This window comes from Pseudoalteromonas piscicida (assembly GCF_002208135.1).
Lineage (GTDB): Bacteria > Pseudomonadota > Gammaproteobacteria > Enterobacterales > Alteromonadaceae > Pseudoalteromonas > Pseudoalteromonas piscicida_A.
The window spans coordinates 1,820,593-1,837,080 of record NZ_CP021646.1; the positions used below are offsets into that span (position 1 = coordinate 1,820,593).

A 16,488-nucleotide genomic window follows, 5' to 3' on the forward strand; every position below is an offset into this window, starting at 1 on the left:
CGCTACTTGTACCTCTTGTTGCTACTTTGCGCGTTTTGCGTCTGTAGATAGTTGAGCTTATCGGCGATTTGTTTCTCAAGTCCCCTATCTGTGGGTTGATAGTATTGTCGCTCTTGAATAGCTTCTGGGAAGTAATTTTCTCCTGCTGCAAACGCGCCGGGTTCATTATGTGCATAGCGGTATTCTTCGCCAAAACCGAGCTCTTTCATTAGTTTTGTCGGTGCGTTTCTGAGATGTTCAGGTACGGGGTAATTCGGATCACTTGCTGCATCACGCTTAGCCTGATTGAACGCCATGTAGACTGCATTACTTTTTGGCGCACTTGCGAGATAAAGCGTCGCCTGTGCTATTGCACGCTCACCTTCACTTGGCCCAACACGATGAAATATATCCCATGCATTTAACGCAACCTGCATCGCTCTTGGGTCTGCATTGCCGATATCTTCCGTGGCAATGGCCAGTAGTCGCCTTGCCACATATAGCGGATCACCACCACCTGCCAATATCTTACAATACCAATAGAGTGCCGCGTCTGGTGCGCTACCGCGAACTGACTTATGAAACGCTGAGATTAGGTCATAGTAAAGGTCGCCCTTGTTGTCATAACTTGATAGTTGGCTGGGCAACACTTGTTTTAATACGAGTTCGTTCACCAAATGACTGTTTAAGTTTGGATCAAAGCTTAAGTCAACTGCCTGCTCCAGCAGATTAAGCGCCTTTCTCGCATCTCCCGAAGCTGCTTTAGCGATGAGTTCAAGCGCGCTGTCATCTATTGTGATAGCTAATTTCGACAGCTGTTCATCGCGTGACAACGCGTCTTCTAGTACTTGAGTTAATTCATCTTCTACAAGCGATTGTAGAGTATAAACACGTGCACGAGACAAAATCGCGTTATTCAGTGCAAAAGAAGGGTTTTCAGTGGTAGCACCAATAAAAATAAAAGTGCCATCTTCAATATGAGGTAGAAACCCGTCTTGCTGAGACTTGTTAAAACGATGAACTTCATCAACAAATAATAGCGTACGCCTACCAAACTGAGCGAGTCGGTTTTTAGCATCAACGACCGCTTCACGAACTTCTTTAATTCCTGCACTAACAGCGGAAAGCTTAATAAGCTCAGCGTCTGCATAGTTGGCAATAATCTCAGCAAGAGTGGTTTTACCCACACCTGGTGGGCCCCAAAGGATCAGGCTATGACAACGACCAGACTCAATCGCACGATAGAGTACTGAACCTTTGGATAAAATATGGCTCTGCCCAACATAATGATCTAACGAAGTTGGCCGCATTCTTGCGGCCAACGGTCGTACATCTGGTGTAAAATCAAATCCTAAACTAGTCACTGCCTCTTTGGTCGTCTACGACCACTCCTTGTGGAATTGTAAACTCAAACAAACTCTCTTTTACCGGCGCATTAACTTGACTTTCCTTAAAGCTAAACGTAGAAACTTGCCCGGAAATATCATTCACTTTCAAAAATGCCAAGCCATCGTTCTTATCGTCAAAACGCAGTGTTAATTGCTCTACCTGTGAGTCTACTTTGTTTTTTGGCGTGATCAGATACTCTTGACCGTCAAGTGTTACGTTGTACTTCAACCATTGGCTGTTCTCTTGAGTAGTAAGCAGCACAAAGGGTGTGGTATCAATGAGTTTAGTCGTGTCGAGAATAGTCACTTGCTCAGCAAACGTATCGTAGTAATAAGTTGTCGCACCGCTTGATACAAATAAAGTGTCATCCGGCATCTCTTGTTGCCAGCGTATTTTTAGTGGTTGCGCTAACGTGATCGCCCCTTCACCGGTTTGCAACTCATTGCCTTCTTGATCTTTAACGATTTGCTCAAACTTACCTTGAAAACTGGTTAATTCGGCCAGCCTTGCTTTTAGGCTTTGCATCGCAGCTTCGTCAGCCCACACAGGCTGAATAAAGAGATTTGATAGTACAGTTAGCAACGCAATTTGCTTAATTTTTTTCATTAATTGGCTCCACCTTTTACCAATACATCTCGTGCACCGTTATGACCAGGAGCACTTACCACTCCCGACATTTCCATTTGCTCAACCAATCGAGCAGCACGGTTATAACCAACTCTTAACTTACGTTGTACACTTGAGACAGAGACTTTGCCTGTCTCAATGACAAACCCAACGGCTTCATCGTACAGTGGATCAGACTCTTCATCTCCACCTTCCGGTGCTTCACCAGGTAATAAAATATCCTCAGTTGCTTCACCACATAGGATTTCTTCTACATAGTTTGGCTTGCCTCTTGCCTTCCAGTCATTCACTACGGCATGTACTTCATGATCGTCAACAAACGCACCATGTACACGAACGGGGACGCTAGTTCCGGGCGGCAGATAGAGCATATCACCCATACCCAGCAAGTTTTCTGCACCTTGCTGGTCTAATATTGTGCGCGAATCAATCTTACTTGATACTTGGAACGCCATTCGTGTTGGTATATTCGCTTTGATCAGACCTGTAATTACATCTACTGATGGCCGCTGTGTTGCCAGCACTAAATGTATACCTGCCGCTCGCGCTTTTTGTGCAATACGCGCGATTAACTCTTCTACTTTTTTACCAACAATCATCATCATGTCGGCAAATTCGTCTATTACGACTACAATACTCGGTAATTTATCTAACTCTTGTGGCTCATCTGCCATACCGTCTGTATCTTTAAAGAGCGGATCTAAAATTGGATGACCAGCTTCTTTGGCGTCTTTAATCTTCTGATTGTAACCTTTAAGGTTACGAACACCGAGTGCCGACATTAGCTTGTAACGGCGTTCCATCTCGCCCACACACCAGCGTAGCGCATTTGCTGCCTCTTTCATATCGGTAACCACTTCACATAATAAATGTGGGATACCTTCATAAACCGAAAGCTCTAGCATTTTCGGATCTATCATGATCATCCGCACATCTTCTGGCGGAGACTTATATAACAAGCTTAAGATCATGACATTAACGCCCACTGACTTACCAGAGCCGGTTGTACCTGCCACCAGCAGGTGTGGCATTTTGGCTAAATCAGCAACGACCGCTTGGCCCGCGATATCTTTACCAAGCACCATAGTCAAAGGTGATGGGTTTTGTTCAAACTTAGGAGCATCTATCACTTCGGACAAACGTACGATTTCACGGTGTTTGTTAGGCAGCTCTAAACCGACATACGTCTTGCCTGGGATAACCTCAACTACACGCACACTGACCGCGGATAATGAACGCGCTAAGTCTTTGGCTAGACCGGTGATCTTAGCGACTTTAATGCCTGGCGCGAGATCTAACTCAAAGCGCGTAACGACAGGACCAGGATACACACCAACTACCTGAGCCTGAATGTTGAAGTCTAATAGTTTAGTTTCAACCAGCCGCGAAACCTGATCTAACTCTTCTTGCGAAATTGGGTTTTTAGCCTTGTCCGGCCTATCCAACAAATCTAATGAAGGTAATGGATCTGCAGGTGGCTGAGCTTCTAGAAGCGCTTCAAATTGCTCTTTTGCGCTCGGTGGAGGCTGATAACCATTGGCGGCCTTTTCAGGTGCTTTAGGCTTAAGCGGTCTTGCCGGAGAAACCACTTTGGTTTCGTGCACTGGAGCTTCATCCAAGGCATTTAAAGCCGCGACAGTATCTAGTGGCTCATCTTCTATCGCCGAAAAATTGATTTCTTGCTCTAGAATATCATCTAGCTCATCAAATACCGACGGCTCTTTCTTCTCCTGCAGATCAGAGTGCTGTGCAGACGCGGTCTGAGGTGTAGGTTCAGTGTTCGTTTTACCGAACAATTTATCTTTTAATTTGCCAAGTCCACTTGGTTCTTCTTCAGTATCGAAGTCAACATTAATTTCGGTATCGGTTTGTTGCTGAACAGTCTGCTCGTGATCATCTTTTCGCTCTGTCGCTATTATTGGTGTCTCAGTTTCTACTCTATCCGTGTTAACGCTAACGGCTTCAGATTTCTGTGAAACTGACTGCGCTTGCTCTATATCGCGCTCTGCTGTCAGTCTATCGCGTAACCACCTAAAGCCGGCAAGTACCTTTTCACCCAAATAATCAACGAATTCAACCCAAGACACACCGGTAAGTAGTGTCACTCCGGCGAAGAAAAAACACAGTAACAGAATAGAAGTACCGGTAAAGTTAAAGGCAGGCATCATTGCACCAGCAACCACATCCCCTACTACCCCACCAGATGAGAAATTATAGATATCATCGAAATTGATACTGCTGATTGCACTCGCAGAGGTGATAAATAATGTCGCGCCGATAAGACGTAAACCTAGTGTGGTGTAATCTAGTTGCAGTAGTTTATGCGGCTTTTTAAACAGTAAATAACCAAGAAACTGCAGCGCAGCTGGGATCAAAAACGCCAGCCAACCGAAACTCAGCAGCATAATGTCTGCCAGCCAAGCTCCGGCAGCACCAGTGATATTGTTTACTTTTACGTACTCACCGGATTGAGTCCAAGCAGGATCGGCTGGGTCGAAACTTATCAACGCACACAACATAAATATTGCTGCAGCCGTGCTCACAATCAAACCTGTCTCTAAGAGGCGTTGCACACCATTTAAGCGCATTGTAATTAAACCTTTTTTTCTGTTTCTTTTCTGGACTATAAAAGCCCAAAACGTCAGCAAATTAGTGATTTGCGTTAGTTTTGCTGTATATACTTACACCTTACCAAGAAATACCTCAAGGTGCACAAGGTTTTATTACTTCTCCTTCTTCTCCTTTTACTTCTTCCATGACCACAAAAGTGCGACTTTCACTGATGTTTGGCAGCTTAAGTAAAATTTCTCCTAACACTCCGCGATATTCTGACATGTCGGTCACTCGTGTTTTCAATAGATAGTCGAAACTACCGGACACAAGGTGACATTCAATAATTTCGTCATGCTGCTTCACTGCTTGATTAAATCTATCGAACACATCAGGCGAGTTTTTATTCACTGTAACTTCAACAAACACTAAAAGTCCCTGTCCAAGCTTAGCAGGATCGACTACCGCTTTATAACCTCGAATAAATCCTTCTCGCTCCAGCTTTTTAACGCGCTCCAAGCAAGGCGTAGCGCTCAATCCTATGCGTTTGGCCAATTCTACGTTCGAAATTCTGCCATCTTTCTGAAGTTCGACTAAAATCTTTCTGTCGATCCTGTCTAGTTGTTGATACATAGTGTAGTTTTTTATCCTGAATGATTCATTAATTTAGAGTATATCACTACATTGAAATATTAAAACAGTGAGACACACTGGCTATAGGTAAATATAATAGTCAAAAATTTTACCCCGTTCTTATTTTGAGGCGAATATTATGATTATTGGTGTACCTAAAGAGATAAAAAACCACGAATACCGCGTTGGTATGGTTCCTGCGAGCGTTCGTGAACTAATCAATCACGGTCACGAAGTCGTTGTTGAAACAAATGCTGGTATCGGCATTGGTTTTACTGACGAAGATTATGTTCAAGTTGGTGCTAAAGTGTTAGACACAGCAGCAGAGGTTTTTGCTACTGCTGATATGATTGTTAAAGTAAAAGAGCCTCAAGCTATTGAGCGCGCAATGCTACGTGAAGATCAAATCCTATTCACTTACCTTCACCTAGCACCAGATCTTCCACAAACAGAAGATCTGATCAAGAGCGGTGCTATCTGTATCGCATACGAGACTGTAACTGACGCGCGTGGTGGTCTTCCACTGCTAGCGCCAATGTCAGAAGTTGCTGGTCGTATGTCAATTCAAGCTGGTGCTCAAGCGCTTGAAAAGTCACGTGAAGGCCGTGGTATGCTGCTAGGTGGTGTACCTGGCGTTGAACCAGCTAAAGTCGTTGTGATCGGTGGTGGTATGGTTGGTCGTAACGCAGCGCAAATGGCTGTAGGTCTGGGCGCAGACGTTACTATTCTTGACCGTAGCATTGATGTATTACGTTCTTTGAATGCACAGTTCGGTAGCCAAGCTAAAGTTATCTACTCAACAGCTGATGCACTTGAAAAGCACGTACTAGAAGCTGACCTTGTGATCGGTGGCGTACTAATTCCTGGTGCAGCGGCTCCTAAGCTTGTAACTGCAGAACACATCAAAGCGATGAAGCCTGGTGCTGCTATCGTTGACGTTGCAATCGACCAAGGTGGCTGTATTGCTACTTCTAAAGCGACTACACACGCAGATCCAACATACATTGTTGATGACGTAGTTCACTACTGTGTAGCTAACATGCCTGGTGCTGTACCTCGTACTTCAACTTTTGCACTTAACAATGCAACGCTTCCGTACATCATCAAGCTTGCTAACTTAGGCTACAAACAAGCGCTACTTAATGACAAACACTTTATGGACGGCTTAAACGTTCTGAAAGGTCAAGTAACGTGTAAAGAAGTGGCAGAAGGCTTCAACATGGAATATGTTGACCCACGCGCTGCTCTAGAAAATGCTTAATTTTGAATTTTAAGTAGTAAAAAGGGCTTCAATTGAAGCCCTTTTTTTGCTGTTAGTTTGTCTCAAAATTCACTTCGGTATCTTGCGTTAACGTAACATCTTTTGTTTGATACAAACTAAAATCTGCATCTATCGTTTCGGCATCATCTAAATGACCTAAGCACGAATACCCTAGTTTGTAGTCTCCAGAACCAATAAATGCTATCTCATATTCACTCTCGGCATCTAAGTTTGCGGTTGCTACTGGTGCAGCATCTTCATCACTAATGTCGCTTGGCACTGCAACATCCGCTTTATAAAGATAAACAACATGTTTGTACTCTCCGACTAGAGGAGCTAGGTCCGCGTTATCTGCTATACATGCATTTTTCACAGCCTCGCTAACCGTGCCCTCAATCTCGAAACTGGTTAACAGGTTTTCCAAACGGACAGCTGTTGGTTTTAGATAAACAGTGTCATCATTTCCGCGTTTCAACAGCGCTTTATTCAAGTCAAACTCCAATACGATTTGGTTCTCACCTTCATTTAACGAGAAGTTATTGAGTTGGATTTCACCTACTCCATTGTTACCTTTACGGGTTACGGCTAGTGGGGCTTGACTACCATCTAAAAAACGCACGCTAGAGGTTAAATCAAAGTTAGACCCTGCACTACCGTTTACAACATCGGCTCTGATCCACTCATAATCGCCAGCATCGATCTCTTGGTCCTTTACAACCAAATAGATATCGTCACCCGTATATTCAAGCAGATTGATTTTCATTGGATTACCCTGTGCATCCAAGGTGTCAAATTTAACATCTTCTTTTCCGGATGCTCTAAATGTCAACTGCTGAATAACAAGGTTGACCTCTGCAAGATTATTCACAGCAGCATCTGAGACACCCACACTTACGGTGGTTTTTTGAGTTGGTTGAGTGGTGTTGTTTTTGTTTGAGTCAGAATCTGAACCGCCACCGCATGCAGCGAGTATCATCACCGAGGCAATTGCTGTTAAAACTGGTTTATACATTGATGTTTTCTCCTCTTCTAAGTATTAAAGAATAGGAATTGCACCGTGAATAGATAATTAATATAAACGCAATAATTTGAAATACCTTCAAATGCAGCACAGAAGGTTTGGCATTTTCTTATTAAATGTCATAAGTTTAATGTATCAAATTTATTGGAGTGTGGTCGTGAAGTTTAAACACAAAGTCGTATCCGTCTCTGCGCTTGTGCTGCTTGCAGCATTACTAGTCTTATCTGTTATTCAATACATTTCTGTGCAATCAGCAATCAAAATGCAAGCCGAACAAAGTGTGAATGAAATCATTCAGGGGATTGGCAATACAGTCACTGCACAAATGAAAGGTGCAACCGACTTAGCCGCTCTTGCTACCAATTTAGTCGCTTCCACTGACACCTTAGACGCAGCCTTTCCCGTTCTCTCACAGCCACAGCTTACCGCCTCTTTCCTGCTGATTGGTTATGGTGAAGAGCAAACTGGAAAATATGTCGCAAGCGATCCAAATTGGAACCCTGGCGCAAACTGGGACCCGAGAAAGCGGCCTTGGTATACCGATGCAAAAGCCGCACGAAAACTCGTTATTACAGCGCCTTACGCTGATGCTGTAAGTAACGAAATTGTAGTATCAATCGGTGCGCCTGTGTTTAAGCAAGGCCAATTTAACGGCGCGATTTTTTACGACGTTAGCTTGGCAAAGCTCGGCGAAATGATTAACTCGTTTAACCTGCTCGACGCAGGTTTTGCTTTCATGGTGAGTAAAGATGGGTCGACTATCTCACACCCCGACGTAAAACTAAATGGTAATTCTTCTCGTGCATTTCTCGGTGATATAAGTATTTCTGAAAACATCCAATACGTTGAAGTAAACGGTGAAGACAAATTAGTGCTGTTTAAAGAGGTCGAAGGCTTAGATTGGTATCTAGGGGTTATGCTGGATGAAGACACCGTTTTTGCTGCACTTTCACGACTGCAAAGAGATGCAGCCATATTTGCCTTTATTTCTGTCGCACTCGCGACCGTGCTACTTTCTTTTGTCATTAGCTTATTATTAAAACCACTCGACGAAATCAACACCGCCATGGCTGCTATCGCACGCGGTAATGCGGACTTAACCGTACGATTAAATACCGAACATGAACCCGAGTTCGCAGCTCTGGCGCAAAATTTTAATGCGTTTACCAGCAGCTTACAGTCTCTGATAGCGAATATTCAGGGTTTAGGCCATGAAGTATTAAACGATGCTCAACAAACATCTAAGGTCGCTAATAAAGCCAAACTTTCCATTCAAGACCAGTTAGTAAGTATCAAAGTGCTTGATGAAGCAACAACACACATGTCTGCAACTGAGCATCAGGTAACACAGTCCGCCCATGAAGCCGCTGAAGCAATTAAAACCACCGATCAAGTTGCTCGCCAAGGAGAAAAAATCGTTTCAGAAACAACGGAGACGATTCAAGAGCTATCTAATCAAATCAGTTCGGCAATGACCGTAGTTACAGAGTTGGAAAGCTCGTCTACAGCTATTGAGCAAATATTATCGGTTATAAACAGTATCGCGGAACAAACTAACCTCCTAGCGCTCAATGCAGCTATTGAAGCGGCAAGAGCTGGTGAGTCTGGCCGCGGCTTTGCCGTCGTTGCAGACGAAGTGAGATCGCTTGCGCAAAGAACACAAGAAGCCACAACTGAAATCCGTGGAATGATAAGTCAACTACAGTCTGGTTCAGAAAGCGCAGTTACGGTAATGAAACAAAGCCAACATTATGTCGATAAAACGGTTGAAAAGGCAGAGCAAACTCGAGCCGCGCTTGAAGATATGCGTAGCGCCATTCGCCATATTGTCGATTTGAACTCACGTATTGCTGATATGCTGAATGAGCAAAATGACATTGTAAATAACGTGAATAGCAGTAGCTCATCAATTCGTGGTATTTCCGAGTCGGTATATAACGAAGCTAAAAGCGTTGATGCCACCATGCAGTCTCAAGTAGAAAAGATAACAACCCAAGAACAACTACTTGAGCAATTCAAAGTTTGATTATCGGTAAACTAAACCGTTACTATAGAGACAGTTGTAAAGCGGCGCGATGCCAAGAGATAAAACATGAAAGCGAATTTGCAGGAATTATTTGAACAGTATTTTCAGATAGCTGAACAGGTTCAGATCAACCTCTACCCAGTTGATGACAATATGGTTCCAGAAAACGAATATCAATTAGAAGCTGCAATTCCGCCGCTATTTAAGCTCGCGAACGAAATTAATGAGTTAGATCTTAATGCCCTTCGACCACTTCGTAATTTGGGTGATATTGCCAATGAGTTAGCAGCTTATTTACAGGCGCAATCACGTAAGATTGATTTAATTATCAGCCATATCCTCGCAACCGAAGAGCCTGACGACAGTCATCTATTTTGTGACAGCTACGGCGGCGGCGGCCTGACCGCAACGTTAGAAGAAGATTATGAGGTCGGGCAATCGTTACGAACTAAAATATTTTTGCGCAATGAAGCCAGTGCTATCTTTTGCTACTCAGAAGTCATTGCCAAGCAAGATGGTAAATTCACCCTCGCCTTTACCGCTATTAGAGAAGCGGATCAAGAGTTGCTCGTACGGGCGAGCTTACACGCCCAGACCAGACAACTTAAGCTAAAGCAGCAAAAAGACCAATAAGGCATTTAACGAATTAAGTGCCTTATTGAAATACTCAATTATCTTCACAAAACTTACTGACACACCTGAGGTTAATGATAAACTATAGGCTTATTATTATATGGTGATGATTTAATGAGTTTTACTTTACTCCCAGAATGGGCACCACAAGACGCAATCATGCTTACTTGGCCTCATTCTGATACCGATTGGAGCGACATTCTCAGTGACGTTGAACCTGTGTACGTTGCACTTTGCCAACATATTACCCAAGTTCAAGAAGTCGTTATCGTGGCGCATAATGAAGCGCTAAAACAGCATATCGAAAACTTACTCAGCGCAGCTGAGATTAGCTTAACCAAATGCCACTTTGTTGTTGCGCCTTGCAATGACACATGGGCCCGTGACCATGGTCCACTTACGACGAAAACAAATACCGGAAATCTATGTATCAAAGATTTCACCTTTACGGGTTGGGGTAACAAGTTTGCTGCGGATTTAGATAATATGATCAATCAGCAGCTTGCAAAACAGGTCCTCAACCCACACTGTACCTTTGAAAAGGTTGACGTGGTACTTGAAGGTGGCGGCATTGAGATTAACGAGTCCAATGTTTTATTGACTACTTCAGAGTGTCTGTTGAACCCAAATCGTAATCCACATCTAAGTAAAATCGAATTAGAACTAGTGTTGCAAAAAGAGTTGGGCGCAGAGTCCTTCTTGTGGGTAGATCATGGATACTTAGCCGGTGATGATACTGACAGTCATATTGACACTTTAGTGCGTTTTGCACCGGATAATACCTTGGTATATGTAAAGTGCGACGACAAATCAGACGAGCACTATGATGCCCTCAATAAAATGGAACAGCAGCTACGCACATTCCGTACCCCAAATGGCGACCCATACCGTTTGATTAGTTTACCTTGGCCTAGTGCTAAGTTTGATAATGAGGGTGAGAGATTGCCTGCAACCTATGCGAACTATCTGATCTTGAATAAAACGGTACTAGTACCTATCTATGGTGATGACAAAGATCAAGAAGCGCTAGACAAAGTCTCTCTTGCACACCCAGAAAGAACAGTAATAGGCGTTAACTGTCTACCAATCATCCATCAATTCGGTAGCCTGCACTGTATTACGATGCAGTTACCAAAAGGTTTTTTAAGGTAAGTACCATGACTGAAAAAAACATCAAAGTTGGTATTGTTCAACATAGCAACTCTACAGATCTCGTAAACAACTTTGCAAAAACCTGTGACGGTATCCGAAAAGCCGCTAGTCAGGGTGCTAAGCTTATCGTGTTACAAGAATTGCACCGCAGCTTGTATTTTTGTCAGACAGAAAACACTGATCTCTTCGACTTAGCGGAAACCATTCCAGGCCCAAGCACAGACTCACTATGCGCACTTGCAAAAGAGCTTAATGTTGTCATCGTTGCGTCGTTATTTGAAAAGCGTGCAACAGGGCTTTATCACAACACCGCGGTTGTACTTGAATCTGACGGTACGATTGCCGGCAAATACCGTAAAATGCACATTCCTGATGACCCGGGTTTTTATGAAAAGTTTTACTTCACCCCGGCGATATGGGCTTTACTCCAATTCAGACGTCTGTTGGCAAATTAGGCGTTCTGGTGTGTTGGGATCAATGGTTCCCAGAAGGTGCGCGTCTGATGGCAATGGCGGGCGCTGAGTTTTTAATTTACCCAACGGCGATTGGCTGGGATCCTCGCGATGATAAAGCAGAGCAAATCCGTCAACGAGATGCTTGGATAATTGCACAGCGTGCACATGCAGTCTCTAACGGAGTACCTGTGATTAGCGTTAACCGTGTTGGCCATGAATCAGACCCTTCAGGTCAAAGTGAAGGTATTCAATTCTGGGGCAATTCTTTTGTTACCGGTCCACAAGGCGAAATGTTATTACATGCATCTGAAGAAGCTGAGGAAATCTCGGTTGTTGATGTTGACCTTGCACGCAGCGAATCTGTTCGCCGCATTTGGCCGTATTTAAGAGACAGACGAATTGATCACTATCAGGATCTTTGCAAAATTTATCGCGATTAATAAATAGGAGTAATCAATGGCGAATGTGCAATGGAACAATTTACCTTGGGTAAAATCAAACAAGGATAAAATTTCGTGGGGTAATTTGGTTGGCAGTAGCTTATCACTGTGTTTGAGTGAGCATATCCAACAACATGACAACCTAGTTGTACTCGTCACCCCCGACACGCCCTCTGCACTTCGCCTTGAGCATGAATTGGCGTATCTTTTAAAAGACACGCCGGTCATGATGTTTCCTGACTGGGAAACATTACCCTATGATCACTTTTCACCACATCAAGACATTATTTCGCAGCGTCTTGCAACGCTAAATACACTTAAACAGGAAAAACAATCCGTACTCATCATTCCTGTTTCAACCCTCATGCTACGTACCGCACCGCCTAGCTTTATCCACGGCATGAGTCTTCAGGTAAAAAAAGGTGACACAGTAGACGCACAAAGCTTGCGCGATACCTTAACTCAAGCGGGTTATCGTCATGTTCAGCAGGTAATGGAGCATGGTGAGTTTGCCGTTCGAGGCTCCATTATTGATTTATACCCAATGGGTAGTCCACTCCCCTTTAGGTTAGACTTTTTTGATGATGAGTTAGACTCAATTCGTCATTTTGATATCGAAAGCCAGCGCTCAAATGATGAGATTGATGCTATCGATTTATTACCAGCGCACGAATTTCCAACCAATGCGGAAGACATTGAACGATTTAGAATTAATTACCGCGAAGCGTTCGGCGCAAGTAGTGAAAAAGACAGTATCTATATGCAAGTTAGTAAAGGGAACTGGCCTGCGGGTATAGAGTACTATTTGCCGCTCTTTTTTGATTCGTTAGCGACGGTGTTTGACTATTTGCCTGAAGACACCGTATTTATGCCTTTTGGCGACATTGAATCTGCAGCGCAAACCTTTTGGCAAGACGTATCTAAACGCTACGAAAGTCGCCGGGTTGACCCACTTCGTCCGCTGCTTTCACCAGCCAAGCTATATCAGCCAATAGAGACCTTATTTGAAGGCCTTAACGGCTTCTCTCGAATAAAACTTAGTCAAGCGATGCTGGGAACCAAAGCGGGTAATAACAATGTCGCAGCGGAATTAATTGACGATGTCCGCATTGAGCATAAACAAGCTAATCCGTATCAAAAAATCCTCGATTACATCGCTGCTGAGAAAAAACAAAAGTCTCGGGTGTTATTCAGCGTTGAATCAGAGGGCCGACGCGAGTCACTGCTTACCTTATTAAAACCAACCGGACTAAAACTTAAGCCTTATAAGCGCATTGCGGATTTTGTCTCTAGCGACTCAGATGTTGGTGTGGTCGTCACGCCACTTGCTACCAGTGTGAAACTACTGGATAAGCAATCGCTGTCTATCATCACCGAGCAAGAACTGTTAGGTGTTAAGATCTCCCAAAAGCGCCGCCGTAAACATAAATACGAGCAAGGGCAAGATGCGCTGATCCGAAACCTCGCCGAATTAAAAGAAGGTCAACCTATTGTTCATTTAGATCATGGTGTAGGCCGTTATTTAGGGCTAGAAACCATAGACGCAGCAGGTATTGCTACCGAGTTTGTGACTATCATCTATGCCAATGACGCTAAACTTTATGTGCCTGTTTCTTCGCTTCATATGCTCAGTCGTTACTCAGGAGGTGAAGAAGCTTCTGCACCACTTCATAAACTGGGTAATGACGCCTGGGAAAAAGCAAAACGCAAAGCGGCTGAAAAAGTCAGAGATGTTGCTGCTGAACTCCTAGACATATACGCAAAGCGTCAAAGCAAACCGGGATATGCATTTAAGCTAGATGCGAGTGCCTATCGAGACTTTTCAGATAGCTTCCCGTTTGAAGAAACAGACGATCAACGCAATGCAATCACAGCCGTGCTTGCAGACATGCAATCAAGCCTAGCGATGGACAGACTAGTTTGTGGTGATGTTGGCTTTGGTAAAACCGAAGTGGCCATGCGCGCAGCATTTGTTGCCGTCAACGACAGCAAACAAGTAGCTGTCTTAGTGCCAACTACGCTCCTTGCCCAACAACACTTCGAGAACTTTAAAGACCGTTTTGCCGATCTGCCTGTTGAAGTCGGTGTGCTTTCGCGCTTTAACTCAGCGAAAGAACAAAAAGAAACGTTACAAAAACTTGAAGAAGGCAAAATTGATATTGTGATAGGCACCCATAAGCTTATTCAAGAAAACATCAAGTTCGCCGATTTGGGTCTGCTGATTGTCGACGAAGAACACCGCTTTGGTGTGAGACAAAAAGAAAAAATTAAGCAGCTTAGAGCGGATGTCGACATTCTTACCCTAACCGCTACCCCAATCCCGCGTACACTGAATATGGCAATGAGTGGTATGCGTGATCTCTCTATTATCGCGACACCGCCAGCCAAACGATTAGCAGTAAAGACCTTTGTGCGAGAGCGCAACGACGAGCTTATCCGCGAAGCAATTCTGCGTGAAATCAAGCGCGGTGGACAGGTTTACTTCCTCCACAATAATGTCGAGACGATAGACAAAATCACCGCTGATATCTCAGCGCTCGTACCAGAAGCCAACGTCACCACTGCCCACGGGCAAATGCGTGAAAAAGAACTTGAGCACTTGATGGGTGAATTCTATCACCAAAAGTATAATGTGCTTGTGTGTACCACCATTATTGAAACCGGTATCGATATTCCCTCTGCTAATACCATCATAATGGATAGAGCCGATAAACTCGGATTGGCACAGTTACATCAGCTTCGCGGCCGTGTAGGACGAAGCCATCACCAAGCATACGCATACCTACTCACGAAGAATAGCCAAGCCTTAACTAAAGACGCGGTCAAGCGCTTGCAGGCCATTGAGCAACTCGAAGACTTAGGTGCAGGTTTTGCGCTTGCCACCCACGATTTAGAGATCCGTGGTGCGGGTGAGTTGCTGGGAGACGACCAAAGCGGTCAAATTCAAACCGTTGGTTTTACGCTGTATATGGAAATGCTGGAACAAGCGGTTGAAGCCTTGAAAAATGGTAAAGAGCCAACACTCGATAACCTTCTTCAACAGCAAAGCGAGGTTGACCTTAAGTTCCCAGCACTGTTACCAGATGATTACATTCATGATGTAAATATTCGCCTTAGCATGTATAAACGCATTGCTAGCACAAAGTCACTGGCGGAGCTTGATGAGCTGCAAATCGAATTAATCGACCGCTTTGGGCTGCTGCCAGATGCGGCAAAAAACCTCTTTGCGGTGCAGTCTGTTAAGCTAAAGGCAACCCAACTAGGCATTAACAAGGTCGAAGCAAACCCCAAAGGTGGCTTCTTTGAGTTCAGTAGTCATACAAAAGTTAACCCAACATTCATCATAGGATTGATACAAAGTAGCCCGTCAACCTATAGAATGGAAGGCGCGAATAAACTGAAATTCCTTATCGAAGAAAAAAATGCCCAAAAGAGATTAAAACTGGTTAATGCGATGATTGATGACTTTGAGAAAAAGGCCGTAGCATGAAAACAATAAAAAGTCTGGCCATCCTAGCGGCTTTGGTAAGTAGCGCATCTGCACAGGCCACCCGCTGGTTTGAAGTAGAAATGATAGCATTTGAGCAAGAGCCTAGTTTCTCTTTGCGAGAAGACTTTAGTATTGAACCTGAACCACTCAATCGGAAAAACATCAAGTCACTATTATTCGACGGTTTTAATACCACTGGCTATAAACTATGCTTGGAAGGCAGTGAGCAGTTTGCTGAGCAAGATTTTATTCGTGGATTAACGTCGGGCGCACGTTCCAGCTCTTGCGATCCAGATGCAAACTATGTTGAAAAATTCGACACTTTGCCTCTTTCACCACTAGTTGATCCACAAGAACATATGGACTCAATTTATCTGTTGGATGAGTCACAGTTTAGTTTTTCGAACAAAATTGCTGAATTAAAACGTAAAGGGCTCAAGCCACTGTTGCACACAGGTTGGCGATTCCCAGAGCAAAGTAATAAGCGAGCACCCAATATCGAAATTATTGGTGGCAAACTGTTTGCGTCACCATCCAGTTATAGCGTAACAGAAAATGACGATCAGTTTTCGTCACTATCGAACCGATTTAATATCGAAGAATCGAAAGAGCAAGTGCATTGGCAACTTGAAGGCCTGATTAAAATTCACGTGAGACATTACCTTTACGTGACCACAGATTTAGATTTAAAGTACGAAGACGGCAACGACATTCGTACTGCTCGTATGTCCCAATATACACGCGTGTATAGCGGCGACATACATTACTTAGATCACCCTAAACTTGGGGTCATCTTTCAAATAAGAAAATACAAACATTAGACGGGCAACCC

At 43.8% G+C, this 16,488-nt stretch carries 11 protein-coding genes and 1 pseudogene; 7 read left to right on the forward strand and 5 right to left on the reverse strand.

The genetic code is table 11. The features are described 5' to 3' along the window. Positions 1-2: 2 nt before the first annotated feature. The 4 genes from B1L02_RS08610 to lrp form a co-directional block, all read right to left on the reverse strand. On the reverse strand, positions 3-1,343 hold the full coding sequence (locus B1L02_RS08610) for a replication-associated recombination protein A (protein WP_088530704.1): 1,341 nt from the start codon (positions 1,341-1,343) through the stop codon (positions 3-5). Continuing rightward, positions 1,336-1,974 (reverse strand): outer membrane lipoprotein chaperone LolA, encoded by a 639-nt coding sequence (gene lolA, locus B1L02_RS08615; RefSeq protein WP_088530705.1) that lies wholly within the window; start codon positions 1,972-1,974, stop codon positions 1,336-1,338. The genes B1L02_RS08610 and lolA overlap by 8 nt, the downstream gene beginning before the upstream one ends. Continuing rightward, a complete protein-coding gene (locus B1L02_RS08620; protein ID WP_088530706.1) occupies positions 1,974-4,583 on the reverse strand; it encodes a DNA translocase FtsK in 2,610 nt (869 codons plus the stop codon). The genes lolA and B1L02_RS08620 overlap by 1 nt, the downstream gene beginning before the upstream one ends. Positions 4,584-4,698: 115 nt before the next feature. Further along, entirely contained in the window at positions 4,699-5,178 is a 480-nt protein-coding gene (gene lrp, locus B1L02_RS08625; RefSeq protein WP_010372754.1) for a leucine-responsive transcriptional regulator Lrp, read from the reverse strand. A 139-nt stretch (positions 5,179-5,317) separates the two neighbouring features. Between lrp and ald the strand changes: the two genes are divergently transcribed. Next, a complete protein-coding gene (ald, locus tag B1L02_RS08630; protein ID WP_088530707.1) occupies positions 5,318-6,439 on the forward strand; it encodes an alanine dehydrogenase in 1,122 nt (373 codons plus the stop codon). A gap of 52 nt (positions 6,440-6,491) precedes the next feature. On the opposite strand, the gene B1L02_RS08635 is transcribed toward ald, so the two are convergent. Continuing rightward, positions 6,492-7,451 carry a DUF4382 domain-containing protein gene (locus tag B1L02_RS08635; RefSeq protein ID WP_088530708.1) on the reverse strand — a complete coding sequence of 320 codons (960 nt, stop codon included), beginning with the start codon at positions 7,449-7,451 and terminating at the stop codon, positions 6,492-6,494. Between the two features lie 166 nt (positions 7,452-7,617). Here B1L02_RS08635 and B1L02_RS08640 point away from each other — a divergent pair, with 166 nt between their 5' ends. The 6 genes and pseudogenes from B1L02_RS08640 (at position 7,618) to B1L02_RS08665 (ending at position 16,477) form a co-directional block, all read left to right on the forward strand. Then, positions 7,618-9,486, forward strand: coding sequence for a methyl-accepting chemotaxis protein (locus tag B1L02_RS08640; RefSeq protein ID WP_157757227.1), 1,869 nt, complete (start codon positions 7,618-7,620; stop codon positions 9,484-9,486). 66 nt (positions 9,487-9,552) lie between these two features. Next, positions 9,553-10,119, forward strand: a complete 567-nt coding sequence (locus B1L02_RS08645) for a PilZ domain-containing protein (RefSeq protein ID WP_088530710.1) — start codon at positions 9,553-9,555, stop codon at positions 10,117-10,119. 114 nt (positions 10,120-10,233) lie between these two features. Next, the gene (locus B1L02_RS08650) at positions 10,234-11,271 is read left to right on the forward strand and encodes an agmatine deiminase family protein (protein WP_088530711.1); all 1,038 of its coding nucleotides are present in this window, start codon (positions 10,234-10,236) and stop codon (positions 11,269-11,271) included. Positions 11,272-11,276: 5 nt separating this feature from the next. After that, a pseudogene (locus B1L02_RS08655) lies at positions 11,277-12,166 on the forward strand (carbon-nitrogen hydrolase). 16 nt (positions 12,167-12,182) lie between these two features. Beyond that, the gene (gene mfd, locus B1L02_RS08660) at positions 12,183-15,656 is read left to right on the forward strand and encodes a transcription-repair coupling factor (RefSeq protein WP_088530712.1); all 3,474 of its coding nucleotides are present in this window, start codon (positions 12,183-12,185) and stop codon (positions 15,654-15,656) included. Beyond that, positions 15,653-16,477 carry a CsiV family protein gene (locus B1L02_RS08665; protein ID WP_088530713.1) on the forward strand — a complete coding sequence of 275 codons (825 nt, stop codon included), beginning with the start codon at positions 15,653-15,655 and terminating at the stop codon, positions 16,475-16,477. Before mfd ends, B1L02_RS08665 begins: the two co-directional genes overlap by 4 nt. Positions 16,478-16,488 lie beyond the last annotated feature (11 nt).

Coding starts and splice junctions, on each gene's coding strand:
- B1L02_RS08665 (WP_088530713.1), top strand. CDS start 15,653: ATGAAAACAATAAAAAGTCTGGCCATCCTAGCGGCTTTGGTAAGTAGC.
- lrp (WP_010372754.1), bottom strand. CDS start 5,178: ATGTATCAACAACTAGACAGGATCGACAGAAAGATTTTAGTCGAACTT.
- B1L02_RS08635 (WP_088530708.1), bottom strand. CDS start 7,451: ATGTATAAACCAGTTTTAACAGCAATTGCCTCGGTGATGATACTCGCT.
- B1L02_RS08620 (WP_088530706.1), bottom strand. CDS start 4,583: ATGCGCTTAAATGGTGTGCAACGCCTCTTAGAGACAGGTTTGATTGTG.
- mfd (WP_088530712.1), top strand. CDS start 12,183: ATGGCGAATGTGCAATGGAACAATTTACCTTGGGTAAAATCAAACAAG.
- ald (WP_088530707.1), top strand. CDS start 5,318: ATGATTATTGGTGTACCTAAAGAGATAAAAAACCACGAATACCGCGTT.
- B1L02_RS08645 (WP_088530710.1), top strand. CDS start 9,553: ATGAAAGCGAATTTGCAGGAATTATTTGAACAGTATTTTCAGATAGCT.
- lolA (WP_088530705.1), bottom strand. CDS start 1,974: ATGAAAAAAATTAAGCAAATTGCGTTGCTAACTGTACTATCAAATCTC.
- B1L02_RS08650 (WP_088530711.1), top strand. CDS start 10,234: ATGAGTTTTACTTTACTCCCAGAATGGGCACCACAAGACGCAATCATG.